We start from the raw sequence: 23,266 nt of genomic DNA, 5'->3' as shown, positions 1-23,266 counted from the left end.
GGTGGCGCTGCGCTTACCGGGCCTACAGGGATCGACCAGGCCGGGTAAGGCGTAGCCGCCACCCGGCTTTTTTAACCACTAAACCCCTTCACACAACCATCATCCCCCTGACGCCTGGCTGTCACTTATCTGTAAACAAACAGTTATTTTTCTGTCATTCGAGCATGTCATGTTACCTCGCGAGCATAAAACGCGTGATATCGCGCATCCGGCACAATAAGAGAGATGACAATGACATCGTTACGACACACAGCTTTGGGTCTGGCACTGGGTCTGGCTTTTGCGACGAACGCAATGGCTGTGACCACCATTCCGTTCTGGCATTCCATGGAAGGGGAGTTGGGTAAAGAGGTTGACTCCCTGGCGCAGCGTTTCAACGACACCCACCCGGATTACAAAATTGTGCCGGTGTACAAAGGCAACTACGAGCAGAGCCTGAGCGCGGGCATCGCCGCCTTCCGTACCGGTAACGCGCCTGCGCTGTTACAGGTTTATGAAGTGGGCACCGCGACAATGATGGCCTCCAAAGCCATCAAGCCGGTGTACGAGGTGTTCAAAGAGGCGGGCATTAACTTTGACGAATCCCAGTTCGTACCGACCGTAGCGGGTTACTACACCGATTCCAGAACCGGCCACCTGCTGTCCCAGCCGTTTAACAGCTCCACGCCGGTGCTGTATTACAACAAAGACGCCTTCAAAAAAGCCGGTTTAGATCCGGAGCAGCCGCCAAAAACCTGGCAGGAGCTGGCTGAGTACACCGCGAAGCTGAAAGCGGCGGGGATGAAGTGCGGCTACGCCAGCGGCTGGCAGGGCTGGATCCAGATTGAAAACTTCAGCGCCTGGCACGGGCTGCCGGTTGCCACCCAAAATAACGGCTTCGACGGTACCGACGCGGTGCTGGAGTTCAACAAGCCGGAGCAGGTGAAGCACATCGCGCTGCTTGCCGATCTCAACAAGAAGGGCGACTTCAGCTACTTCGGGCGTAAAGACGAATCCACCGAGAAGTTCTACAACGGCGACTGTGCCATTACCACCGCCTCGTCCGGCTCGCTGGCGGATATACGTCACTATGCCAAATTCAACTACGGCGTGGGCATGATGCCGTACGACGCTGACGTGAAGGGCGCGCCGCAAAACGCCATCATCGGCGGGGCGAGCCTGTGGGTGATGCAGGGTAAAGACAACGGCACCTACAAAGGCGTGGCCGAGTTCCTCGACTTCCTGGCGAAGCCGGAAAACGCCGCCGAGTGGCACCAGAAGACCGGCTATCTGCCGATCACCAAAGCCGCGTACGACCTGACCCGCGAGCAGGGCTTCTATAGCAAAAACCCAGGGGCGGACATCGCGACGCGCCAGATGCTGAACAAGCCGCCGTTGCCGTTCACCAAAGGCCTGCGTCTGGGCAACATGCCGCAGATCCGCACCATCGTGGATGAAGAGCTGGAAAGCGTGTGGACCGGTAAGAAAACGCCACAGCAGGCGCTGGACGCTGCGGTAGAGCGCGGGAATCAGCTGCTGCGCCGCTTTGAGCAGTCGACCAAATCGTAAAAAAATGCCCGGTGGCGCTGCGCTTACCGGGCCTACGACGTGCCCCATGTAGGCCGGGTAAGGCGTAGCCGCCACCCGGCATTGTTCAGGAACCTAATCTCAATGTCCTCATCCCGTCCGGTGTTCCGTTCCCGCTGGCTGCCGTACCTGTTGGTCGCACCGCAGCTGGTCATCACCGTTATCTTCTTTATCTGGCCTGCGGGCGAAGCGCTGTGGTACTCGGTACAAAGCGTGGATCCGTTCGGGCTTTCCAGCCAGTTTGTCGGGCTGGACAACTTTACCGCGCTGTTCCACGACAGCTACTACCTGGACTCCTTCTGGACGACGATCAAATTCAGTGCGCTGGTCACCGTGAGCGGTCTTGTCGCGTCGCTGTTTTTCGCCGCGCTGGTGGATTACGTGGTGCGCGGCAGCCGTCTGTATCAGACCCTGATGCTGCTGCCCTACGCCGTGGCTCCTGCCGTGGCCGCCGTGCTGTGGATCTTCCTGTTTAACCCAGGGCGCGGGCTGATTACCCACTTCCTGGGCGAGTTTGGCTACGACTGGAACCACGCTCAGAACAGCGGTCAGGCGATGTTCCTGGTGGTGTTCGCCTCGGTGTGGAAGCAGATCAGCTATAACTTCCTGTTTTTCTTTGCCGCGCTACAGTCTATCCCGCGTTCGCTGGTGGAGGCCGCCGCCATCGACGGCGCAGGGCCGGTGCGCCGCTTCTTCCGCCTGTCGCTGCCGCTGATCGCCCCGGTGAGTTTCTTCCTGCTGGTGGTTAACCTCGTGTACGCCTTCTTCGATACCTTCCCGGTGATCGACGCGGCGACCGCAGGCGGTCCGGTGCAGGCGACAACGACGCTGATCTACAAGATCTACCGCGAAGGCTTTGCGGGGTTGGATCTCTCCGCTTCTGCCGCGCAGTCGGTGGTGCTGATGTTCCTCGTCATCATCCTCACGGTGGTGCAGTTCCGCTATGTCGAAAGTAAGGTGCGCTACCAATGATTGAGAACCGTCGCGGGCTGACGATTTTCAGCCATACCATGCTGATTTTAGGGATTATCGTCATCCTGTTCCCACTGTACGTGGCCTTCGTCGCCGCCACGCTGGACACCAAAGCGGTGTTCGACACGCCGATGACGCTGATCCCAGGCGGGCATCTTTTCGAGAACATGAAGACCATCTGGACCCAGGGCGTGGGCGCCAACAGCGCGCCGTTCTGGCTGATGATGCTCAACAGCTTCATCATGGCGTTTGGCATCACCGTCGGCAAAATTACGGTGTCGATGCTCTCAGCGTTCGCCATCGTCTGGTTCCGCTTTCCGCTGCGTAACCTGTTTTTCTGGATGATTTTCATCACCCTGATGCTGCCGGTAGAGGTGCGTATCTTCCCGACGGTGGAAGTGATCGCCAACCTGAAGATGCTCGATAGCTACGCGGGCTTAACCCTGCCGCTGATGGCCTCGGCGACCGCCACCTTCCTGTTCCGCCAGTTCTTTATGACTCTGCCGGACGAGCTGATTGAAGCCGCGCGCATCGACGGGGCCTCGCCGATGCGCTTCTTCCGCGACATCGTGCTGCCGCTGTCGAAAACCAACCTCGCGGCGCTGTTTGTGATCACCTTTATCTACGGCTGGAACCAGTATCTGTGGCCGTTGCTGATCGTTCAGGACGTCAACCTCGGCACCGCCGTGGCAGGCATCAAAGGCATGATCGCCACCGGCGAAGGCACCACCCTCTGGAACCAGGTGATGGCGGCGATGCTGCTCACCCTTATCCCACCCGTAGTCATTGTTTTAGCCATGCAGCGCGCGTTTGTCCGCGGCCTGGTCGATAGCGAGAAATAAGATGGCAGGTTTAAAATTACAGGCAGTTACCAAAAGCTGGGACGGTAAAACCCAGGTCATTCAGCCGCTGACGCTCGACGTGGCGGACGGGGAATTTATCGTGATGGTCGGCCCGTCCGGCTGCGGAAAATCCACCCTGCTGCGTATGGTGGCCGGGCTGGAGCGCGTAACGTCCGGGGATATCTGGATTGACCGCCAGCGCGTCACCGAGATGGAGCCCAAAGATCGCGGCATCGCGATGGTGTTCCAGAACTATGCCCTCTATCCGCACATGAGCGTGGAAGAGAACATGGCCTGGGGGCTGAAAATTCGCGGTATGGGCAAAGGTCATATCGACGAGCGCGTAAAAGAAGCCGCGCGCATTCTGGAACTTGACGGCCTGCTTAAGCGCCGCCCGCGCGAGCTCTCCGGCGGCCAGCGTCAGCGCGTGGCGATGGGGCGCGCCATCGTGCGCGACCCGGCGGTATTCCTGTTCGACGAACCGCTGTCAAACCTCGACGCCAAACTGCGCGTGCAGATGCGCCTTGAGCTACAGCAGCTGCATCGCCGCCTGAAAACCACGTCCCTCTATGTGACTCACGATCAGGTTGAAGCCATGACCCTCGCCCAGCGCGTGATGGTGATGAACAAAGGCATCGCCGAGCAGATTGGCACCCCGGTGGAGGTCTACGAAAAACCGGCCAGCCGTTTTGTGGCGAGCTTTATCGGCAGCCCGGCGATGAACCTGCTGGACGGGCGGATCAATGCGGCGGGAACCCACTTCGAGCTGGAAAGCGGGATGGCGTTGCCGATCAACTGGTACTATCGTGGCTACGCCGGGCGTAAGATGACGCTCGGTATCCGCCCGGAGCATATTGGTTTGACGTCTCAGGCGGACGGCGGCGTGCCGCTGGTGATGGATACGCTGGAGATGCTGGGAGCAGACAACCTGGCGCACGGGCGCTGGGGCGAGCAAAAGCTGGTGGTGCGCCTGCCGCATCAGGAGCGCCCGATGGCAGGCAGCACGCTGTGGCTGCATATGCCGGAAAATCACCTGCACTTATTTGACGGTGAAACAGGACAACGAGTATGAGCAACTGGCCTTACCCCCACATCGTCGCCCACCGGGGCGGCGGTAAACTGGCGCCGGAAAACACCCTGGCGGCAATTGACGTTGGCGCGCGCTACGGCCACACGATGATCGAATTCGACGCCAAGCTGTCGAAGGACGGCGAAATTTTCCTGCTGCACGACGACAACCTCGAACGCACCAGCAACGGCTGGGGCGTGGCAGGTGAACTGCCGTGGCGTGACCTGCTGAAGGTGGACGCCGGCAGCTGGTACAGCGGCGAATTTAAAGGCGAACCGCTGCCGCTGCTGGCGGAAGTGGCGGACCGCTGTCGTCAACACGGCATGATGGCCAACATCGAAATCAAACCGACCACCGGCACCGGGCCGCTGACGGGTAAAGTGATTGCCCTCGCCGCGCGCGAGCTGTGGGAAGGGATGACCCCGCCGCTGTTGTCGTCGTTTGACATCGACGCGCTGGAAGCCGCACAGGCTGCCGTACCGGAGTTGCCGCGCGGGCTGCTGCTGGATGAGTGGCGAGAAGACTGGCGCGCGCTGACGACTGGCTTAGGCTGCGTGTCGATCCACCTCAACCATAAGCTGCTGGATGAAGTGCGCGTGACGCTGTTGAAGGAGGCCGGTCTGCATATCCTGGTGTATACCGTCAATAAACCCCAGCGTGCAGCCGAGCTGCTGCGCTGGGGCGTGGACAGCATCTGTACCGATGCGATTGACCAGATCGGGCCGAACTTTATTTATTAAGCATACTGCCGTTCTGCTGGGTCGGCAGCATGTGCTGCTGACCGCTGCTTTGCGACACCCCGCCCCCTAACATCCCACCGTTTGAGTTTGGCAGCGGCTGCTCCCGCATCTGGCCCTGCTGCACGCGCTGGGTGTTGGTATTCATCTGGTTTTGCAGGTGCTGCTGCTGCACCTGGGTCTGCGTTTTTAACTGCTGATTGAGCATCCCTTTCTGCTGCTGTTGCTGGCTCATCATCTCCGTCTGCATACGCTGCTGGCTCGGAATGACGTAGCCCGGCTGGTTCGGGTTGTTCAGGGTGTTGATTGGCTGTGCGAGCGCGGCGAACGGAAGCAGCGCGGTCAGGATCAGTAATCGTTTCATGGTTATCTCCTCCTTTGAGGCTTCTCTTAAGTTTACCCTGATTCCGGCATAACGATGATTTTTTAAGAGTTGTGAACCAGGCTTAAGCGGGGAATATGGGCCCCTTCACCTGGAGAACAATAATGATGAAACCAACCTTTTTGCGCTGGGTCGCCATCGCTGCGCTGATGGCAGGCGGCACATTTACCGTGGCGGCCAACCCGCCCGCCGCTCCTCCGGTCTCTTACGGCGTGGAGGAGGATGTTTTTCACCCCGTGCGGGCGACGCACGGCATGGTGGCCTCGGTTGACGCGCTGGCAACGCAGGTGGGCGTCGATATTCTTAAGCAGGGCGGTAACGCGGTGGATGCGGCGGTCGCGGTGGGATATGCGCTGGCGGTGACGCATCCACAGGCGGGGAACCTGGGCGGCGGCGGGTTTATGATGCTGCGCACCAAAGACGGTAAAACCACGGCCATCGACTTCCGTGAGATGGCGCCGAACCAGGCCTCCCGCGATATGTTCCTCGACGATCAGGGCAATCCGGACAGTAAAAAATCTCTGACCTCGCACCTTGCCTCCGGCACGCCGGGCACCGTTGCGGGCTTCTCGCTGGCGCTGGAAAAATACGGCACGCTGCCGCTGAATAAAGTGGTGCAGCCTGCCATCAAGCTGGCGCGCGACGGCTTCGTCGTCAACGACGCGCTGGCGGACGACCTCAAAACCTACGGCAGCGAAGTTATTCCCAATCATGAGAACAGCAAGGCTATCTTCTGGAAAGACGGCGAGCCGCTGAAAAAGGGCGATAAGCTAGTGCAGAAGAACCTCGCAAAAAGTCTCGAACTGATTGCCGAAAACGGTCCGGACGCCTTCTATAAGGGGCCGATTGCCGATCAGATTGCCGATGAGATGCAGAAGAACGGCGGGCTGATCACCAAAGCGGATCTGGCGGAATATAAGGCGGTGGAGCGCGAGCCGATCAGCGGCACCTATCGCGGCTACGAGGTCTTCTCCATGCCGCCGCCGTCCTCCGGGGGGATTCACATCGTGCAGATCCTCAATATTCTGGAAAACTTCGATATGCACAAGTTCGGCTTCGGTAGCGCCGATGCCATGCAGGTGATGGCGGAGGCGGAGAAGCGCGCCTACGCTGACCGCTCGGAATACCTTGGCGATCCGGACTTCGTGAAGGTGCCGTGGCAGGCGCTGACCAACAAAGCCTATGCCAAATCGATTGCCGACGAGATCGACATCAACAAGGCGAAGCCGTCGAGCGAGATCCGCCCCGGCAAGCTGGCGCCGTATGAAAGTAACCAGACCACCCATTTCTCGGTGGTGGATAAAGACGGTAACGCGGTGGCGGTGACCTACACGCTTAACACCACTTTCGGCACCGGGATTGTGGCGGGCAACAGCGGTATTTTGCTGAACAACGAGATGGATGACTTCTCTGCCAAACCGGGCGTGCCGAACGTCTACGGCCTGGTCGGCGGCGATGCGAATGCGGTCGGGCCGAAGAAGCGCCCGCTGTCGTCCATGTCGCCCACCATCGTGGTGAAAGACGGCAAAACCTGGCTGGTGACCGGCAGCCCTGGCGGGAGCCGGATTATCACAACCGTGCTGCAAATGGTGGTGAACAGTATCGACTTTGGGATGAACGTCGCCGAAGCGACCAATGCGCCGCGTTTCCACCACCAGTGGCTGCCGGACGAGCTGCGCGTGGAGAAGGGCTTTAGCCCGGACACCCTCAAGCTGCTTGAGCAGCGCGGGCAGAAGGTGGCGGTGAAGGAGGCGATGGGCAGCACCCAGAGCATTATGGTCGGGCCGGACGGGGCGCTATTTGGCGCATCGGACCCGCGTTCGGTGGATGATTTAACGGCGGGGTATTGATTTTTTTGCCCGGTGGCGCTGCGCTTACCGGGCCTACAACGGCACGAACGTAGGCCGGGTAAGGCGAAGCCGTCACCCGGCAACAAACTACTTCATACGCGCCATATAATACGCATCCACATACTCGCCGTTGCGCAGGGCGTAGCGCCTGCCGGTGCCTTCAATCTCAAACCCGTGCTTTTTGTACACCGCGATTGCCGGTTCGTTATCCACAAACACCGTTAACTCGATGCGGTCGACGCGCAGCCAGTTGTCGCACATATCGATCATGGTGCGAATCAGTGCGCTGGCCACGCCGCGGTTATGCCACTGCGCGCCAACGCAGATACCGAAATCTGCAACGTGGCTGCGGCGTGGTCGCTGGGCGACATCAATGGTGAGGTGGCCGACCACGATATCATCAATGCAGGCAACCAGCTGTTTAATGCCCGGCTGTTCGCCTAGCCGCATTTGCCACATTTCCATTGAAGGATGAGGAACCTGTAGCGTGTTGTGGTACACCTCCGGCTGGGCGTGGATCTGACGAATGGCGTCGTAATCTTTCGGTTCAGCGTGGCGTATCACTATTTCACTCATTCCTTGTTCCTCAGTCAGTTAAAAGTCCCCTCCAACATCAGTGACTTTAAAAGTTGAGTCAATCGCTATTTTTTGCAAAAAGTGTTGGACAAGTGCGAATGAGAATGATTATTATTGCTCTGCATTCAGGAAGACCTCCTACGGGAACCTGAAAGCACGACATTGCTCACATTGCTTCCAGTATTACTTTAGCCAGCTTCTCGCTGGCTTTTTTTTTGCCCTTTTTCTCCCTCTCCCTGTGGGAGAGGGCTGGGGTGAGGGCAAAACATGCGCTATGGTAAAACCCAGTAACCTTCCAAAAGGACTGAGCCATGACACTACATTGTGCATTTATTGGATTTGGCAAAAGCACCACGCGTTACCACCTTCCGTATGTTCTTAACCGAAAAGAGACCTGGCACGTGGCCCATATCTATCGCCGCCGCGCGAAGCCAGAAGAGCAGTCTCCGCAGTATTCCCATATTCATTTCACCAGCGATCTTGATGAGGTGCTTAACGACCCGCAGGTGAAGCTGGTGGTGGTCTGTACCCACGCTGACAGCCACTTTGACTACGCGAAACGCGCGCTGGAAGCAGGTAAAAACGTGCTGGTGGAAAAGCCGTTCACCCCGACCATCGCCGAAGCGAAGGAGCTGTTCGCGCTGGCGAAAAGCAAAGGGCTGACCGTCACGCCGTACCAGAACCGTCGCTTTGACAGCTGCTTCCTGACGGCAAAAAAGGCAATTGAAAGCGGCAAACTCGGCGAGATCGTGGAAATCGAAAGCCACTTCGATTACTACCGCCCGGTGGCGGAAACCCAGCCCGGACTGCCGCAGGACGGATCTTTCTACGGTCTCGGTGTGCACACCATGGACCAGATCATCTCCTTGTTTGGCCGCCCGGACCACGTGGCGTATGACATCCGCAGCCTGCGCAATAAGGCCAACCCGGACGATACCTTTGAAGCGCAGCTGTTCTACGGCGACCTGAAAGCCATCGTAAAAACCAGCCATCTGGTGAAAATCGACTACCCGAAATTTATCGTTCACGGCAAGAAAGGCTCCTTTATCAAGTACGGTATTGACCAGCAGGAGACCAGCCTGAAGGCCAATATCATGCCGGGTGAACCGGGCTTTGCGGCAGATGATTCCGTGGGCGTGCTGGAGTACGTGAACGACGAGGGCCTGACGGTCAGGGAAGAGCTGAAGCCGGAAACGGGAGACTATGGACGCGTCTACGATGCGCTGTATGACACCCTCGCCACCGGCGCGCCGAATTATGTCAAGGAATCTGACGTTCTGACCAACCTGGAAATCCTTGAACGGGCCTTCGAACAGGCTTCTCCTGCCACGGTAACCCTCGCCAGATAAGCAAAAATGGCTCCTCTGCGCTTGTTCTAAATTTTTGAACAGAGGAGTCAATTTTCACCCTCTATGATCCCAGGGCGTTTGCGTCCACACTTACTCCATCGAAACGAACTGAGGGTGAAAACAATGATCTACTTACGCAAAGCAAACGAACGTGGTCACGCGAATCATGGCTGGCTGGACTCATGGCATTCATTCTCGTTTGCCGACTACTACGACCCGAACTTTATGGGCTTCTCCGCACTGCGCGTGATTAACGACGACGTGATTGATGCAGGCCAGGGCTTCGGTACCCACCCGCACAAAGACATGGAAATCCTGACCTATGTGCTGGAAGGGGCGGTTGAGCACCAGGACAGCATGGGCAACAAAGAGCAGGTTCCGGCGGGCGAGTTCCAGATTATGAGCGCGGGTACCGGGGTGCGTCACTCTGAGTACAACCCGAGCAAAACGGAAAAACTGCACCTGTATCAAATCTGGATCATTCCAGAAGAGACCGGCATCACGCCACGCTACGAGCAGCGCCGCTTCGACGCGAAACAGGGCAAACAGCTGGTGCTGTCCCCGGATGCGCGTGAAGGTTCCCTGAAAGTGCATCAGGATATGGAGCTGTACCGTTGGGCGCTGGCGAAAGATGAACAGTCTGTACACCAGATTGCCGCTAACCGCCGCGTGTGGATCCAGGTGGTGAAAGGTGAAGTGTCCATCAACGGCACCAAAGCGACAACCGCCGATGGCCTGGCAGTCTGGGATGAGCAGGCGCTCTCCGTGCATGCCGACAGCGAAAGTGAAATTCTGCTGTTTGACCTGCCGCCGGTCTAAATAATTTCTCAACCTTCCCTTTAAACGGGGAAGGTTGAGCTTTGTCCGTGATAAACTGAGCAAATCTCTCACTTCAAGATTTCTCAGGACGATGAAAAAGAAACGCCCCGTACTTCAGGATGTCGCCGATCGCGTCGGTGTGACCAAAATGACGGTCAGCCGTTTTTTACGTAACCCGGAACAGGTTTCCGTGGCGTTGCGTGGCAAGATTGCCGCCGCCCTTGATGAACTGGGTTATATCCCCAACCGCGCGCCCGATATTCTCTCCAATGCGACCAGCCGTGCGGTGGGCGTCCTGCTTCCTTCCTTAACCAACCAGGTATTCGCCGAAGTGCTGCGTGGCATTGAAAGCGTCACCGATGCGTTTGGCTATCAGACCATGCTCGCCCACTACGGGTACAAGCCGGAACTGGAAGAGGAACGTCTTGAATCGATGCTTTCCTGGAACATCGACGGCCTGATTTTAACGGAACGTACTCACACCCCGCGAACGCTGAAAATGATTGAAGTGGCAGGCATTCCGGTGGTGGAACTGATGGACAGCCAGTCGCCGTGCCTCGACATCGCCGTGGGGTTCGATAACTTTGAAGCGGCGCGTCAGATGACGGCGGCGATCATCGCCCGCGGTCATCGCCATGTGGCCTATCTGGGTGCGCGTCTGGATGAACGTACTATCATCAAACAGAAGGGATACGAGCAGGCGATGCTCGACGCCGGTTTAACCCCGTACAGCGTGATGGTGGAGCAATCTTCTTCTTACACGTCGGGTATTGAGCTGATGCGTCAGGCGCGACGCGAGTATCCGCAACTGGACGGTATTTTCTGCACCAACGATGACCTTGCGGTCGGCGCCGCGTTTGAGTGCCAGCGTCTGGGTTTAAAAATCCCGGATGATATGGCGATTGCCGGCTTCCACGGCCACGACATTGGCCAGGTGATGGAGCCGCGTCTGGCGAGCGTCCTGACCCCGCGTGAACGCATGGGCCGCATTGGCGCAGAACGCCTGCTGGCGCGCATTCGTGGTGAGGCAGTTACCCCGAAAATGTTAGATTTAGGTTTCACCTTGTCACCGGGTGGATCTATTTAATCCGACAAATTTGAAGTAGCTCACACTTATTCACTTCGCGCACGTTTGGATATTGCTTCTCTTATGCCCCGGCAGGACAATGTTACCGATAACTGTTACCCGTAACAATTGACTGAGGGACACCCTTTGAGCACGACTAATCACGATCACCACGTTTACGTCCTGATGGGCGTGTCCGGTAGCGGTAAATCTGCCGTGGCGAGCGAAGTGGCGCATCAACTCCAGGCTGCGTTTCTTGATGGTGACTTCCTCCATCCGCGCAGCAACATCATGAAAATGGCTTCCGGCGAGCCGCTGAACGACGACGACCGCAAACCGTGGTTGCAGGCGCTGAATGACGCCGCGTTCGCGATGCAGCGCACCAATAAAGTCTCCCTGATCGTCTGTTCCGCGCTGAAAAAAACCTATCGCGACCTGCTGCGCGACGGCAACCCGAACCTCTCTTTCATCTACCTGAAAGGCGATTTTGGGGTGATTGAAAGCCGCCTGAAGGCGCGTAAAGGCCACTTCTTCAAAACCCAGATGCTGGTAACGCAGTTCGAAGCGTTGCAGGAGCCGGGTGCTGACGAGCAGGATGTCTTAGTGGTTGATATCGATCAGCCGCTGGAAGGTGTTGTTGCCAGCACCATCGAGGTTATTAATAAAAGGCAGTAAGTTTTGAGTACATTAACGCTAGTTTTGACAGCAGTGGGTTCCGTATTGCTGCTGCTGTTTTTAGTGATGAAGGCACGTATGCACGCCTTCGTTGCTTTGATGGTGGTTTCTATTGGTGCCGGTCTCTTTTCCGGCATGCCGCTCGACAAAATCGCGGCGACGATGGAAAAAGGGATGGGCGGCACGCTCGGCTTCCTGGCCATTGTGGTGGCGCTGGGCGCGATGTTTGGCAAGATTTTGCACGAGACGGGCGCGGTCGATCAGATTGCCGTCAAGATGCTGAAATCCTTCGGCCACAGCCGTGCGCACTACGCGATTGGTCTGGCCGGTCTGATTTGCGCGCTGCCGCTGTTCTTTGAAGTGGCCGTTGTGCTGCTGATTAGCGTGGCGTTCTCCATGGCGCGGCATACTGGTACCAACCTCGTGAAGCTGGTCATTCCGCTGTTTGCGGGCGTGGCGGCGGCGGCGGCGTTCCTGCTGCCGGGGCCTGCGCCGATGCTGCTGGCCTCCCAGATGCATGCTGACTTTGGCTGGATGATCCTGATTGGCCTGTGCGCGGCAATTCCGGGGATGATTATCGCCGGTCCGCTGTGGGGCAACTTCATCAGCCGTTACGTTGAGCTGCACATTCCGGATGACATCTCCGAGCCGCACCTGGGCGAGGGCAAAATGCCGTCCTTCGGCTTCAGCCTGTCGCTGATCCTGCTGCCGCTGGTGCTGGTGGGCCTGAAAACCATCGCTGCGCGCTTTGTGCCGGTGGGGTCAACCGCTTACGAATGGTTCGAATTTATTGGTCATCCGTTCACCGCGATCCTGGTGGCGTGTCTGGTAGCAATTTACGGCCTGGCGATGCGTCAGGGTATGCCGAAAGACCGCGTGATGGAGATCTGTGGTGCCGCGCTGCAACCGGCGGGGATTATCCTGCTGGTGATCGGGGCGGGCGGCGTGTTTAAGCAGGTGCTGGTGGATTCCGGCGTTGGCCCGGCGCTGGGTGAAGCGCTGACCGGGATGGGGCTGCCGATTGCAGTCACCTGTTTCGTGCTGGCCGCGGCGGTACGTATCATTCAGGGCTCCGCGACCGTAGCGTGCTTAACCGCCGTGGGTCTGGTAATGCCGGTGATTGAACAGCTGAACTACTCCGGTGCGCAGATGGCGGCGCTCTCTATCTGTATCGCGGGTGGCTCGATTGTGGTTTCTCACGTTAACGACGCGGGCTTCTGGCTGTTCGGTAAATTTACCGGCGCAACCGAAGCGCAAACCCTGAAAACCTGGACGCTGATGGAAACCATCCTCGGCACGACGGGTGCGGTTGTCGGGATGATTGCGTTTACGCTGCTGAGCTAATCCCGGTTTTCTCCCTCTCCCTGTGGGAGAGGGTTGGGGTGAGGGCATCAGGCCACACCCTAAAATAAAATTTCGTTTTGCGAGCCACCTTCCAGAGCCTCTCTTGTCACCCCGCCCCCAACGCAGTATCTTCTTGCCGCGCCTGCAAAATCAGGCGTCAGGATTAGCCTCCTGAACTACCTCATCAGCGACACGAGTGTTATCGTGTCGTGCGCTTGGCTACACTCCAATGGTGGGCCAGGCGGGGGCGTCGCAAGACGCGCCGGTAGCTGATGAGGCCGGTAAGGCTAACCCTGTCTGGTTCCACCACCCGTGAGATTAGCCTCTCCAGTGGTGGATACACATTACTCATCAGAGGCTGTCTTATGACTACTACCCCTAACTTTTCTCACACTTTATTTACTACCCCATTCGATCACACCACTGATTTCACCGAACTGGCAGATAATTGCTCGCGGTTTGTCGACGTGCTGGTTGAATGTGACGATCCAACCCAGAAGATGGCGCTGTGCGGACGGCTCTCAGCCTGCCTCGCACTGCTTCAGCCTACGCTGCTTGAACCTGTTCCGGAATATTTAAAAGCCAGCCTGACGGTGGATGACCTGCCGCTGGACGTGCCGGTCTTCGAACCGGAAGTGGATCAGTTAGGGCGATATTGCCAGCTGTTAACGCAAATGCTGTTAGCGCATTCGCTGTCAGAAAGCGATGAAAGAGTCGCAGGAGATTTGTTGCAGGATTTAGTGGGGTTTTACAGTGATACGCTGAAAGCGCCGCGCTGGTTGCTCACAAAGGAAGGCATCGTGCCGCTGTAAAAAAGCCGGGTGGCGCTTACGCTTACCCGGCCTACGGGACCAGAGTTTGTTGTAGGTCGGGTAAGGCGAAGCCGCCACCCGACAAAATAAGACCTCTGCTGCCTGATGCCCTCACCCCGGCCCTCTCCCACGGGGAGAGGGGGCAAACACTAAAAACGGCAATCTAAGATTACCGTTTTGCTTTTACCTACCCTTTCATCCATGCCCGGATCCCGTCCAGGAACATCTGCGTCGCCATCATCACCAGAATCAGCCCCATCAGGCGCTCCAGGGCGTTTACCCCTTTCTCACCCAGCAGGCGCAGGAACAGCGACGACTGCAACAGGATAATAAACGTCCCGCCCCAGGCGATCAGCAGGGCAATCACCAGATGGCTCATCTGATTCGGATACTGATGCGACAGCAGCATCAGCGTCGCCAGAATCGTTGGCCCGGCGACCAGCGGAATTGCCAGCGGCACGATAAACGGCTCTTCACCCGCAGGCAGGCCGCTGCTGCTGCCCTCCGCGCTCGGGAAAATCATCTTAATAGCAATCAGGAACAAAATGATCCCGCCGGAAATGGAGACCGTTTCGGCGCGTAAGTTCAGGAAAGCGAGGATTTTTTCACCGGCGAACAGGAAGATAAACATCACCAGCAGGGCGATGAGCAGCTCGCGGATCATGATCGCCCGGCGGCGCTTCGGCTCGGTATGCTTCAGCACCGACATGAAGATCGGCAGATTACCGAGCGGATCCATAATCAGGATCAATAAAACCGCTGCGGAAATGATTTCACTCATCTTAAATTATCCCTGATACTTATTGTGGTCATTGCGATGATTAGCACTTTTTCTGATTGCCGGGCAATCATCGATTAATTTCGCTTGCGACTTTGGCAGCATTTTGTAATGTGAAGCATATCCCAGTTCAATACTGGCTTGCACAATCAGCACACACCCCTTGCAGGAAAAAAATGCTATGAAAAACGTTGGTTTTATCGGCTGGCGCGGTATGGTCGGCTCTGTACTCATGCAACGCATGGTTGAAGAGCGCGATTTCGACGCCATCCGCCCGGTCTTCTTCTCCACTTCCCAGCTCGGCCAGGCTGCACCGTCCTTTGGGGGTACCACAGGCACGTTGCAGGATGCTTACGATCTGGAAGCGCTGAAGGCACTCGACATTATTGTGACCTGCCAGGGCGGCGATTATACCAACGAAATCTATCCGAAGCTGCGTGAAAGCGGCTGGCAGGGCTACTGGATTGATGCGGCCTCTTCGCTTCGCATGAAAGACGATGCCATCATTATTCTTGACCCGGTTAACCAGGGCGTCATCACCGACGGCCTGAACAACGGCGTGAAAACCTTTGTTGGCGGTAACTGCACCGTCAGCCTGATGCTGATGTCCCTCGGCGGCCTGTTCGCACAGGATCTGGTGGAGTGGGTCTCCGTGGCGACCTACCAGGCGGCGTCCGGCGGCGGCGCGCGTCATATGCGTGAGCTGCTGACCCAGATGGGCCAGCTGCACCAGAGCGTCGCTGCCGAGCTGGCAGACCCGGCGTCCGCCATCCTCGACATCGAACGTAAAGTCACTCAGCTCACCCGCAGCGGCGAGCTGCCGGTGGATAACTTTGGCGTACCGCTGGCCGGTGGCCTGATCCCGTGGATCGACAAACAGCTGGATAACGGTCAGACCCGCGAAGAGTGGAAGGGCCAGGCTGAGACCAACAAAATCCTCGGCACCGCGAACACCATTCCGGTTGACGGTCTGTGCGTGCGTATCGGCGCGCTGCGCTGCCACAGCCAGGCCTTCACCATTAAACTGAAAAAAGATGTGTCTATTCCGACCGTGGAAGAGCTGCTGGCCGCACACAACCCGTGGGCGAAAGTGGTGCCAAACGATCGCGATATCACCATGCGCGAACTGACCCCGGCAGCCGTGACCGGCACGCTGACCACCCCGGTTGGTCGTCTGCGCAAGCTGAACATGGGGCCGGAGTACCTCTCCGCGTTCACCGTTGGCGATCAGCTGCTGTGGGGTGCAGCCGAGCCGCTGCGCCGCATGCTGCGCCAGCTGGCGTAATAATTTGTTAAACACGGGGGGGTGATTGTCACCCCCTTTTTTTGCGTACTACATGGAGTAAAACGCAGATGTCTTATTTTTTATCAGGAGGACCCACGACGTTGGCTATGCTTTAAGGAAGATTTATTTCTCACCTGAGGGTAGGGCGGAGCAGAGAGGATTAACTGCACCGTTTAGGTCACATTAAAAGTCGTCCCGGAGCGCGTAAAAAGGGCGACATAAAAAAACAGGATGAATACCATGTCCGATCGTATTTCGAGAGACGTGATTAATGCGCTTATTGCGGGTCATTTTGCCGACCCCTTTTCTGTGCTAGGGATGCACCGTACTGACGCCGGACTGGAAGTTCGGGCGCTGTTACCGGATGCAACAGAAGTGTGGGTTATCGAACCCAAAACCGGCCGCAAGGTGGGTAATCTGGAATGCCTCGACTCGCGTGGCTTCTTCTCGGGCGTCATGCCCCGCCGTAAAAATCCTTTTCGTTATCAGCTTGCCGTTATCTGGCACGGTCAGCAAAACCTCATTGACGATCCCTATAGCTTCGGCCCGCTCTTAAAAGAGATGGACGCCTGGCTGCTGTCCGAAGGGACCCATTTACGCCCCTACGAAACGCTGGGTGCCCATGCGGATACCATGGACGGTATCACCGGCACGCGTTTTGCCGTATGGGCGCCAAACGCCCAGCGCGTCTCCGTCGTCGGGCAGTTCAACTACTGGGACGGTCGTCGTCACCCCATGCGCCTGCGCCGGGAAACCGGCATCTGGGAGCTGTTTATCCCCGGCGCGCACAACGGTCAGCTCTACAAATTCGAGATGATCGATGCCAACGGCAAGCTGCGCATTAAATCCGACCCGTACGCCTTTGAGGCAGAACTACGCCCGAATACCGCCTCGCTGATTTGCGGCCTGCCGGAGAAGGTTGTCCAGAGTGAGGAGCGCAAGCAGGCCAACCGCTTTGATGCGCCAATCTCCGTCTATGAAGTGCATCTCGGCTCGTGGCGTCGCCACACCGATAACAACTTCTGGCTGAGCTATCGCGAGCTGGCGGACCAGCTGGTGCCGTACGCCAAATGGATGGGCTTTACCCATCTGGAGCTGCTGCCGATCAACGAACACCCATTTGACGGCAGCTGGGGCTATCAGCCAACCGGGCTGTATGCGCCCACGCGCCGCTTCGGCACGCGCGATGACTTCCGCTATTTCATCGATGCCGCGCACGCCGCCGGGCTGAACGTGATCCTCGACTGGGTGCCGGGCCACTTCCCGTCGGACGATTTTGCGCTGGCAGAGTTCGACGGCACGAAGCTGTACGAGCACAGCGACCCGCGCGAAGGCTATCACCAGGACTGGAATACGCTGATCTATAACTACGGTCGCCGTGAGGTATCGAACTACCTGGTCGGGAACGCGCTGTACTGGATCGAACGTTTCGGCATTGATGCCCTGCGCGTGGATGCGGTGGCGTCGATGATCTACCGCGACTACAGCCGCAAAGAGGGGGAGTGGATCCCGAACGAGTATGGCGGGCGTGAAAACCTCGAAGCGATTGAGTTTCTGCGCAACACCAACCGCATTATCGGCGAGCAGGTGGAAGGCGCTGTGACCATGGCGGAAGAGTCCACCGACTTCCCGGGCGTTTCCCGTCCACCGGCAATGGGTGGTCTGGGCTTCTGGTACAAATGGAACCTCGGCTGGATGCACGACACGCTCGACTACATGAAGCTCGACCCGGTTTATCGTCAGTATCACCACGATAAGCTCACCTTCGGGTTGCTCTATAACTACACCGAAAACTTCATGCTGCCGCTGTCGCACGATGAAGTGGTGCACGGCAAGAAATCCATTCTCGACCGCATGCCGGGCGACCCATGGCAGAAGTTTGCCAACCTGCGCGCTTACTACGGCTGGCTGTTTGCTTTCCCGGGTAAAAAGCTGCTGTTTATGGGCAACGAGTTCGCTCAGGGCCGCGAATGGAACCACGATAGCAGCCTTGACTGGCATCTGCTGGAAGGTGCGGACAACTGGCACCACGGCGTACAGCGTCTGGTCCGTGACCTGAACCTGACTTATCGCCACCACAAAGCGCTGCACGAGCTGGACTTCGATCCGTACGGCTTTGAGTGGCTGGTGGTGGACGACCATGAGCGCTCGGTGTTTGTCTTTGTGCGCCGCGACAAGGCGGGTAACGAGATCATTGTCGCCAGCAACTTCACGCCGGTGCCGCGCGAACACTACCGCTTCGGCATTAACCAGCCGGGCAAATGGTGCGAAATTCTCAATACCGACTCCATGCACTACCACGGCAGCAACGCGGGTAACGGTGGCCTGGTGCAGAGCGATGCCATTGAAAGCCACGGCCGTCCGAACTCCCTGAGCCTGACGCTGCCGCCGCTTGGCACAATCTGGCTGGTGCGGGAGGGTGAATGACGCAGCTTACGGCAGGTAAACCCGAACCGCTCGGGGCGAGCTTTGACGGAAAGGGGGTGAACTTCACGCTCTTTTCCGCCCATGCGGAGCGGGTGGAACTCTGTGTGTTTGACGGGGAAGGTAACGAGCACCGTTACGATTTACCGGCGCGCACGGGGGATACCTGGCATGGCTACCTGGCCGGAGGACGACCGGGGATGCACTACGGTTTTCGCGTACACGGCCCCTGGGAGCCCTCTCAGGGGCACTGGTTTAACCCGGCGAAGCTGCTGATTGACCCGTGCGCGCACCGCGTGGACGGTGAGTTTAAAGATGACTCGCTGTTCCACGTTGGCTACGGCGAACCTGACCACCGCGACAGCGCGCCCGTCGCGCCCAAAAGCGTGGTGGTGCACGATCTCTACGACTGGGAAGACGATGCCCCGCCGCGCACGCCGTGGGGCAACACCGTTATTTATGAAGCCCACGTTAAAGGGCTGACATATCTGCACCCGTCAATCCCTAAAGAGATGCGCGGCACCTACAAAGCGCTTGGGCATCCGACGATGGTCGCGTACCTGAAGCACTTAGGGATCACCGCGCTGGAGCTGTTGCCCGTGGCGCATTTCGCCAGCGAGCCGCGGCTACAGCGTCTTGGGTTAAGCAACTACTGGGGCTACAACCCGCTGGCGATGTTCGCCCTCGACCCGCGCTACGCGGTGCAGCCGGAGAAGGCACGGGATGAGTTTCGCGATGCGGTGAAGGCGCTTCACGCGGCGGGTATCGAGGTCATTCTGGACGTGGTGCTGAACCACAGTGCGGAAAGCGATCTTGACGGCCCGACGCTCTCACAGCGCGGAATCGATAACCGTAGCTATTATTGGATCAGGGACGACGGCGATTACGAGAACTGGACCGGGTGCGGTAACACCCTCAACCTCAGTCATCCGGCCGTTACGCATTACGCGTACGAGTGCCTGAAATACTGGGTTGAGACGTTCCACGTGGACGGTTTTCGCTTCGACCTGGCGCCGGTGATGGGGCGCACCCCGGCGTTCAGCCAGCAGGCGCCGCTGTTTGAGGCCATCAAAAACTGCCCGGTGCTCTCAAAGGTTAAGCTGATCGCGGAGCCCTGGGACATCGGAGAGGGCGGTTATCAGGTGGGGAATTTCCCGCCGCTGTTTGCCGAGTGGAACGACCACTTCCGCGATGCCATCCGCCGCTTCTGGCTGACGCGCGATCTATCGCTGGGGGAGTTTGCCGGTCGCTTTGCCGGCTCCAGCGATCTCTTCAAGCGTGACGGCAAACGTCCGTCGGCCACCATTAACCTGCTGACGGCACACGACGGTTTTACGCTGCGCGACTGCGTTTGTTTCAATCAGAAACACAATGAGGCAAACGGCGAGGAGAATCGCGATGGGACTAACAATAACCATAGCTTCAACCATGGTATAGAAGGGTTAGGCGGAAGTCTGGATGTGATCGAGCGGCGACGCGCCAGCGTTCATGCGCTGCTGACGACGCTTTTGTTGTCGCAGGGCACGCCGATGCTGCTGGCGGGCGATGAGCACGGCCACAGCCAGCACGGCAACAACAACGCCTATTGCCAGGACAACACCCTGACCTGGCTCGACTGGGGAGAAGCGAATAGCGGGCTGACCCATTTCACCGCGGCGCTGATCCATCTTCGCCAGCGCATCCCCGCGCTCACCGCCGACCGCTGGTGGGAAGAGGGCGACGGAAACGTTCGCTGGCTGAATAAAGACGCGCAACCGTTAAGCGCGCAAGAGTGGCAACACGGCATACCCTGTCTGCAAATCCTGCTTTCGGATGCGTGGCTGGTGACGCTGAACGCGACGGATGACGTCGCAGAGATTGTTTTACCTGACGGGGAATGGCGAGCCATTCCTCCCTTTGCCGGAGCGGATAATCCGGTTGTTATGGCTGTCTGGCACGGGCCTGCGCACGGAGTGTGCGTATTCCAAAGATGATAAAAAAGGAGTTAGTCATGGTTAGATTAGAGAAGAACGATCCGTTAATGTTGGCGCGCCAGCTACCATTAAAAACAGTTGCCCTGATACTCGCGGGCGGGCGTGGTACCCGTCTGAAAGATTTGACCATCAAGCGCGCCAAACCGGCCGTTCACTTTGGTGGTAAGTTCCGTATTATCGATTTTGCACTTTCCAACTGCCTGAACTCAGGCATTCGCCGTATTGGCGTCATTACCCAGTATCAGTCGCACACGCTGGTGCAGCACATTCAGCGCGGCTGGTCATTCTTCAGCGAAGAGATGAACGAATTTGTCGATCTGCTCCCGGCGCAGCAGCGCGTTCACGGGGAGAACTGGTACCGCGGCACGGCGGATGCCGTGACCCAGAACCTCGACATCATTCGTCGCTACAGCGCGGAATACATCGTCATCCTCGCCGGGGACCACATCTACAAGCAAGATTACTCCCACATGCTGATCGACCACGTCGAAAAAGGGGCGCGCTGCACCGTGGCGTGTCTGCCGGTGCCTGTTGCGGAAGCAACCGCGTTTGGCGTGATGCATGTAGATGGCGATGACAAGATTATCGACTTTGTCGAAAAACCGGCGAACCCGCCAACCATGCCGGGCGACGACACCAAATCGCTCGCCAGCATGGGGATCTATGTCTTTGATGCCGATTATCTTTATGAACTGCTGGAAGAGGACGACAAAGACGAAAACTCCAGCCACGACTTCGGTAAAGACATCATCCCGAAAATCACCAAAGCTGGCATGGCGTATGCACATCCTTTCCCGCTGTCCTGCGTGCAGTCAGACCCGAATGCGGAACCTTACTGGCGCGACGTCGGTACGCTGGAAGCCTACTGGAAAGCGAACCTCGATCTGGCGTCCGTCACGCCTGAGCTGGATATGTACGACCAGAACTGGCCGATTCGCACGCATATGGAATCGTTGCCGCCGGCGAAGTTCGTTCAGGATCGCTCCGGCAGCCACGGCATGACGCTCAACTCGCTGGTCTCTGGCGGTTGCATTATCTCCGGTTCGGTGGTGGTGCAGTCCGTGCTGTTCCCGCGCGTGCGTATAAACTCATTCTGTAATATCGATTCGGCAGTTCTGCTGCCGGATGTCTGGGTAGGGCGCTCATGTCGTCTGCGTCGCTGCGTTATCGATCGTGCCTGCATCATTCCCGAAGGGATGGTGATTGGGGAAAACGCGGAAGAAGATGCGCGTCGTTTCTACCGTTCGGAAGAGGGGATCGTGTTAGTAACACGGGAAATGTTGCGGAAGCTGCAAATCAAACAGGAGCGATGATGCAGGTTTTACACGTATGTTCTGAGATGTTCCCGTTGTTAAAAACGGGCGGCCTGGCGGATGTTCTTGGTGCATTACCAGCGGCGCAAATCGCCGGAGGGGTGGATACCCGCGTGTTGTTGCCCGCTTTTCCGGATATCCGGCGCGGTATTCCCGATGCAAAGGTTGTTACCCGTCGCGAGACCTTCGCGGGACGTATCACCCTGCTGTTTGGACATTACAATGGCGTAGGGATTTACCTGATTGATGCCCCGCATTTATACGATCGACCCGGCAGCCCGTATCACGATACCAACCTGTACGCCTATACCGATAACGTGATGCGCTTTGCCCTGCTCGGCTGGGTGGGGGCGGAAATGGCTGTCGGACTGGATCCGTTCTGGCGCCCGAACGTGGTGCACGCGCATGACTGGCATGCGGGGCTGGCTCCTGCGTATCTGGCGGCGAAGGGGCACCCGGCCAAATCGGTGTTTACGGTGCACAACCTGGCGTATCAGGGCATGTATTACGCGCATCATATGAATGACATCGATCTGCCATGGTCGTTCTTTAACATGCACGGACTGGAGTTTAACGGACAGATTTCGTTCCTGAAGGCGGGTCTGTACTACGCCGACCACATCACGGCGGTCAGCCCAACCTACGCGCGGGAAATTACCCAGCCGGAGTTCGGTTACGGTATGGAAGGGCTGCTGCAACAGCGCCACCGTGAAGGTCGCCTGTCGGGCATTCTGAACGGCGTGGATGAACAGATCTGGAATCCGGAAACGGACCTCCTGCTGGCGGCGCGCTATGGTCGCGACTCCGTGGAGGACAAAGCGGAGAACAAGCGCCAGCTACAGATTGCGATGGGGCTGAAGGTCAACGACAAGGTGCCGCTGTTTGCGGTGGTCAGCCGCCTGACCAGCCAGAAAGGGCTGGATCTGGTGCTGGAAGCGCTGCCGGGATTACTGGAGCAGGGCGGCCAGCTGGCGCTGCTCGGCGCGGGCGACCCGGTATTGCAGGAAGGTTTCCTTGCGGCCGCGGCGGAACATCCGGGGCAGGTGGGCGTGCAGATTGGCTATCACGAAGCGTTCTCGCACCGCATCATGGGCGGCGCGGACGTGATTCTGGTGCCGAGCCGCTTCGAGCCCTGCGGCCTGACGCAGCTCTATGGTCTGAAATACGGCACGTTGCCGCTGGTACGCCGCACGGGCGGGCTGGCGGATACGGTGTCTGACAGCTCCCTGGAAAACCTGGCGGACGGTATCGCCAGCGGGTTTGTTTTCGAGGACAGTAATGCCTGGTCGCTGCTTCGGGCGATCCGGCGTGCTTTCGTCTTGTGGTCCCGTCCATCCCTGTGGCGTTACGTACAACGTCAGGCGATGTCCATGGACTTTGGCTGGCACGTTGCGGCGCAGTCCTACCGCGACCTTTATCAACGCTTGATGTAAC

20 protein-coding genes are annotated in these 23,266 nt (G+C 58.0%); 17 read left to right on the top strand and 3 right to left on the bottom strand.

The window, feature by feature from the left end; all coding sequences use genetic code 11:
• Positions 1 to 231 precede the first annotated feature (231 nt).
• The 5 genes from ugpB (at position 232) to ugpQ (ending at position 5,189) form a co-directional block, all read left to right on the top strand.
• The gene (ugpB, locus tag ACQG0T_RS21690) at positions 232 to 1,548 is read left to right on the top strand and encodes a sn-glycerol-3-phosphate ABC transporter substrate-binding protein UgpB (protein ID WP_045348717.1); all 1,317 of its coding nucleotides are present in this window, start codon (positions 232 to 234) and stop codon (positions 1,546 to 1,548) included.
• 102 nt (positions 1,549 to 1,650) lie between these two features.
• Positions 1,651 to 2,538 (top strand): sn-glycerol-3-phosphate ABC transporter permease UgpA, encoded by an 888-nt coding sequence (ugpA, locus tag ACQG0T_RS21685; RefSeq protein ID WP_003861551.1) that lies wholly within the window; start codon positions 1,651 to 1,653, stop codon positions 2,536 to 2,538.
• The gene (ugpE, locus tag ACQG0T_RS21680; protein WP_015571468.1) at positions 2,535 to 3,380 is read left to right on the top strand and encodes a sn-glycerol-3-phosphate ABC transporter permease UgpE; all 846 of its coding nucleotides are present in this window, start codon (positions 2,535 to 2,537) and stop codon (positions 3,378 to 3,380) included. Before ugpA ends, ugpE begins: the two co-directional genes overlap by 4 nt.
• 1 nt (position 3,381) lies before the next feature.
• On the top strand, positions 3,382 to 4,452 hold the full coding sequence (locus ACQG0T_RS21675; protein ID WP_047716452.1) for a sn-glycerol-3-phosphate import ATP-binding protein UgpC: 1,071 nt from the start codon (positions 3,382 to 3,384) through the stop codon (positions 4,450 to 4,452).
• Entirely contained in the window at positions 4,449 to 5,189 is a 741-nt protein-coding gene (ugpQ, locus tag ACQG0T_RS21670) for a glycerophosphodiester phosphodiesterase (protein WP_047736907.1), read from the top strand. Before ACQG0T_RS21675 ends, ugpQ begins: the two co-directional genes overlap by 4 nt.
• Here the strand turns inward: ugpQ and ACQG0T_RS21665 are convergent.
• Positions 5,179 to 5,550: a DUF2756 family protein gene (locus tag ACQG0T_RS21665; RefSeq protein ID WP_017384131.1), complete on the bottom strand. Its 372-nt coding sequence runs from the start codon at positions 5,548 to 5,550 to the stop codon at positions 5,179 to 5,181. The two genes, ugpQ and ACQG0T_RS21665, sit on opposite strands and share 11 nt — an antisense overlap.
• A 122-nt stretch (positions 5,551 to 5,672) precedes the next feature.
• On the opposite strand from ACQG0T_RS21665, the gene ggt reads away from it, so the two are divergent.
• Positions 5,673 to 7,418 carry a gamma-glutamyltransferase gene (gene ggt / locus ACQG0T_RS21660; RefSeq protein WP_072134592.1) on the top strand — a complete coding sequence of 582 codons (1,746 nt, stop codon included), beginning with the start codon at positions 5,673 to 5,675 and terminating at the stop codon, positions 7,416 to 7,418.
• 87 nt (positions 7,419 to 7,505) lie between these two features.
• Here the strand turns inward: ggt and yhhY are convergent, their stop codons facing one another.
• Positions 7,506 to 7,994, bottom strand: a complete 489-nt coding sequence (yhhY, locus tag ACQG0T_RS21655) for an N-acetyltransferase (protein ID WP_015571463.1) — start codon at positions 7,992 to 7,994, stop codon at positions 7,506 to 7,508.
• Between the two features lie 311 nt (positions 7,995 to 8,305).
• Between yhhY and ACQG0T_RS21650 the strand changes: the two genes are divergently transcribed.
• The 6 genes from ACQG0T_RS21650 (at position 8,306) to ACQG0T_RS21625 (ending at position 14,059) form a co-directional block, all read left to right on the top strand.
• Entirely contained in the window at positions 8,306 to 9,343 is a 1,038-nt protein-coding gene (locus ACQG0T_RS21650) for an oxidoreductase (protein WP_032655374.1), read from the top strand.
• Between the two features lie 123 nt (positions 9,344 to 9,466).
• On the top strand, positions 9,467 to 10,162 hold the full coding sequence (locus ACQG0T_RS21645; RefSeq protein WP_003861565.1) for a pirin family protein: 696 nt from the start codon (positions 9,467 to 9,469) through the stop codon (positions 10,160 to 10,162).
• Positions 10,163 to 10,253: 91 nt separating this feature from the next.
• Complete coding sequence (gntR, locus tag ACQG0T_RS21640) at positions 10,254 to 11,249, top strand: gluconate operon transcriptional repressor GntR (protein WP_003861567.1); 996 nt, start codon at positions 10,254 to 10,256, stop codon at positions 11,247 to 11,249.
• A 126-nt stretch (positions 11,250 to 11,375) separates the two neighbouring features.
• On the top strand, positions 11,376 to 11,903 hold the full coding sequence (gene gntK / locus ACQG0T_RS21635) for a gluconokinase (protein ID WP_003861569.1): 528 nt from the start codon (positions 11,376 to 11,378) through the stop codon (positions 11,901 to 11,903).
• A gap of 3 nt (positions 11,904 to 11,906) precedes the next feature.
• The gene (gntU, locus tag ACQG0T_RS21630) at positions 11,907 to 13,247 is read left to right on the top strand and encodes a gluconate transporter (protein ID WP_017693851.1); all 1,341 of its coding nucleotides are present in this window, start codon (positions 11,907 to 11,909) and stop codon (positions 13,245 to 13,247) included.
• A 365-nt stretch (positions 13,248 to 13,612) separates the two neighbouring features.
• Entirely contained in the window at positions 13,613 to 14,059 is a 447-nt protein-coding gene (locus tag ACQG0T_RS21625; RefSeq protein ID WP_017693852.1) for a hypothetical protein, read from the top strand.
• A 187-nt stretch (positions 14,060 to 14,246) separates the two neighbouring features.
• Here ACQG0T_RS21625 and yhgN read toward each other — a convergent pair whose 3' ends face one another.
• Positions 14,247 to 14,840 (bottom strand): NAAT family transporter YhgN, encoded by a 594-nt coding sequence (yhgN, locus tag ACQG0T_RS21620; RefSeq protein WP_003861574.1) that lies wholly within the window; start codon positions 14,838 to 14,840, stop codon positions 14,247 to 14,249.
• A gap of 178 nt (positions 14,841 to 15,018) precedes the next feature.
• Here yhgN and asd point away from each other — a divergent pair, with 178 nt between their 5' ends.
• The 5 genes from asd (at position 15,019) to glgA (ending at position 23,265) form a co-directional block, all read left to right on the top strand.
• Positions 15,019 to 16,122 (top strand): aspartate-semialdehyde dehydrogenase, encoded by a 1,104-nt coding sequence (asd, locus tag ACQG0T_RS21615; RefSeq protein ID WP_003861575.1) that lies wholly within the window; start codon positions 15,019 to 15,021, stop codon positions 16,120 to 16,122.
• Positions 16,123 to 16,362: 240 nt separating this feature from the next.
• Positions 16,363 to 18,549, top strand: coding sequence for a 1,4-alpha-glucan branching enzyme (gene glgB, locus ACQG0T_RS21610; protein WP_271040479.1), 2,187 nt, complete (start codon positions 16,363 to 16,365; stop codon positions 18,547 to 18,549).
• Complete coding sequence (gene glgX / locus ACQG0T_RS21605) at positions 18,546 to 20,519, top strand: glycogen debranching protein GlgX (RefSeq protein WP_017384138.1); 1,974 nt, start codon at positions 18,546 to 18,548, stop codon at positions 20,517 to 20,519. The genes glgB and glgX overlap by 4 nt, the downstream gene beginning before the upstream one ends.
• Positions 20,520 to 20,536: 17 nt before the next feature.
• Entirely contained in the window at positions 20,537 to 21,832 is a 1,296-nt protein-coding gene (gene glgC, locus ACQG0T_RS21600; protein ID WP_017384139.1) for a glucose-1-phosphate adenylyltransferase, read from the top strand.
• On the top strand, positions 21,832 to 23,265 hold the full coding sequence (glgA, locus tag ACQG0T_RS21595; RefSeq protein ID WP_017384140.1) for a glycogen synthase GlgA: 1,434 nt from the start codon (positions 21,832 to 21,834) through the stop codon (positions 23,263 to 23,265). The genes glgC and glgA overlap by 1 nt, the downstream gene beginning before the upstream one ends.
• Position 23,266 lies beyond the last annotated feature (1 nt).

Origin of the sequence: Enterobacter cloacae complex sp. 302F9 (assembly GCF_050030335.1) — a bacterium.
GTDB lineage: Bacteria > Pseudomonadota > Gammaproteobacteria > Enterobacterales > Enterobacteriaceae > Enterobacter > Enterobacter hormaechei_C.
The sequence above is the reverse complement of the archived record's forward strand: the minus strand, read 5'-3'. Positions and strand labels throughout refer to the sequence as shown.

Bases quoted from the DNA above. Each gene is read 5' to 3' on its own strand.
- ugpB (WP_045348717.1), top strand. From the start codon at position 232: ATGACATCGTTACGACACACAGCTTTGGGTCTGGCACTGGGTCTGGCT.
- ugpA (WP_003861551.1), top strand. From the start codon at position 1,651: ATGTCCTCATCCCGTCCGGTGTTCCGTTCCCGCTGGCTGCCGTACCTG.
- ugpE (WP_015571468.1), top strand. From the start codon at position 2,535: ATGATTGAGAACCGTCGCGGGCTGACGATTTTCAGCCATACCATGCTG.
- ACQG0T_RS21675 (WP_047716452.1), top strand. From the start codon at position 3,382: ATGGCAGGTTTAAAATTACAGGCAGTTACCAAAAGCTGGGACGGTAAA.
- ugpQ (WP_047736907.1), top strand. From the start codon at position 4,449: ATGAGCAACTGGCCTTACCCCCACATCGTCGCCCACCGGGGCGGCGGT.
- ACQG0T_RS21665 (WP_017384131.1), bottom strand. From the start codon at position 5,550: ATGAAACGATTACTGATCCTGACCGCGCTGCTTCCGTTCGCCGCGCTC.
- ggt (WP_072134592.1), top strand. From the start codon at position 5,673: ATGATGAAACCAACCTTTTTGCGCTGGGTCGCCATCGCTGCGCTGATG.
- yhhY (WP_015571463.1), bottom strand. From the start codon at position 7,994: ATGAGTGAAATAGTGATACGCCACGCTGAACCGAAAGATTACGACGCC.
- ACQG0T_RS21650 (WP_032655374.1), top strand. From the start codon at position 8,306: ATGACACTACATTGTGCATTTATTGGATTTGGCAAAAGCACCACGCGT.
- ACQG0T_RS21645 (WP_003861565.1), top strand. From the start codon at position 9,467: ATGATCTACTTACGCAAAGCAAACGAACGTGGTCACGCGAATCATGGC.
- gntR (WP_003861567.1), top strand. From the start codon at position 10,254: ATGAAAAAGAAACGCCCCGTACTTCAGGATGTCGCCGATCGCGTCGGT.
- ACQG0T_RS21625 (WP_017693852.1), top strand. From the start codon at position 13,613: ATGACTACTACCCCTAACTTTTCTCACACTTTATTTACTACCCCATTC.
- yhgN (WP_003861574.1), bottom strand. From the start codon at position 14,840: ATGAGTGAAATCATTTCCGCAGCGGTTTTATTGATCCTGATTATGGAT.
- asd (WP_003861575.1), top strand. From the start codon at position 15,019: ATGAAAAACGTTGGTTTTATCGGCTGGCGCGGTATGGTCGGCTCTGTA.
- glgB (WP_271040479.1), top strand. From the start codon at position 16,363: ATGTCCGATCGTATTTCGAGAGACGTGATTAATGCGCTTATTGCGGGT.
- glgX (WP_017384138.1), top strand. From the start codon at position 18,546: ATGACGCAGCTTACGGCAGGTAAACCCGAACCGCTCGGGGCGAGCTTT.
- glgC (WP_017384139.1), top strand. From the start codon at position 20,537: ATGGTTAGATTAGAGAAGAACGATCCGTTAATGTTGGCGCGCCAGCTA.
- glgA (WP_017384140.1), top strand. From the start codon at position 21,832: ATGCAGGTTTTACACGTATGTTCTGAGATGTTCCCGTTGTTAAAAACG.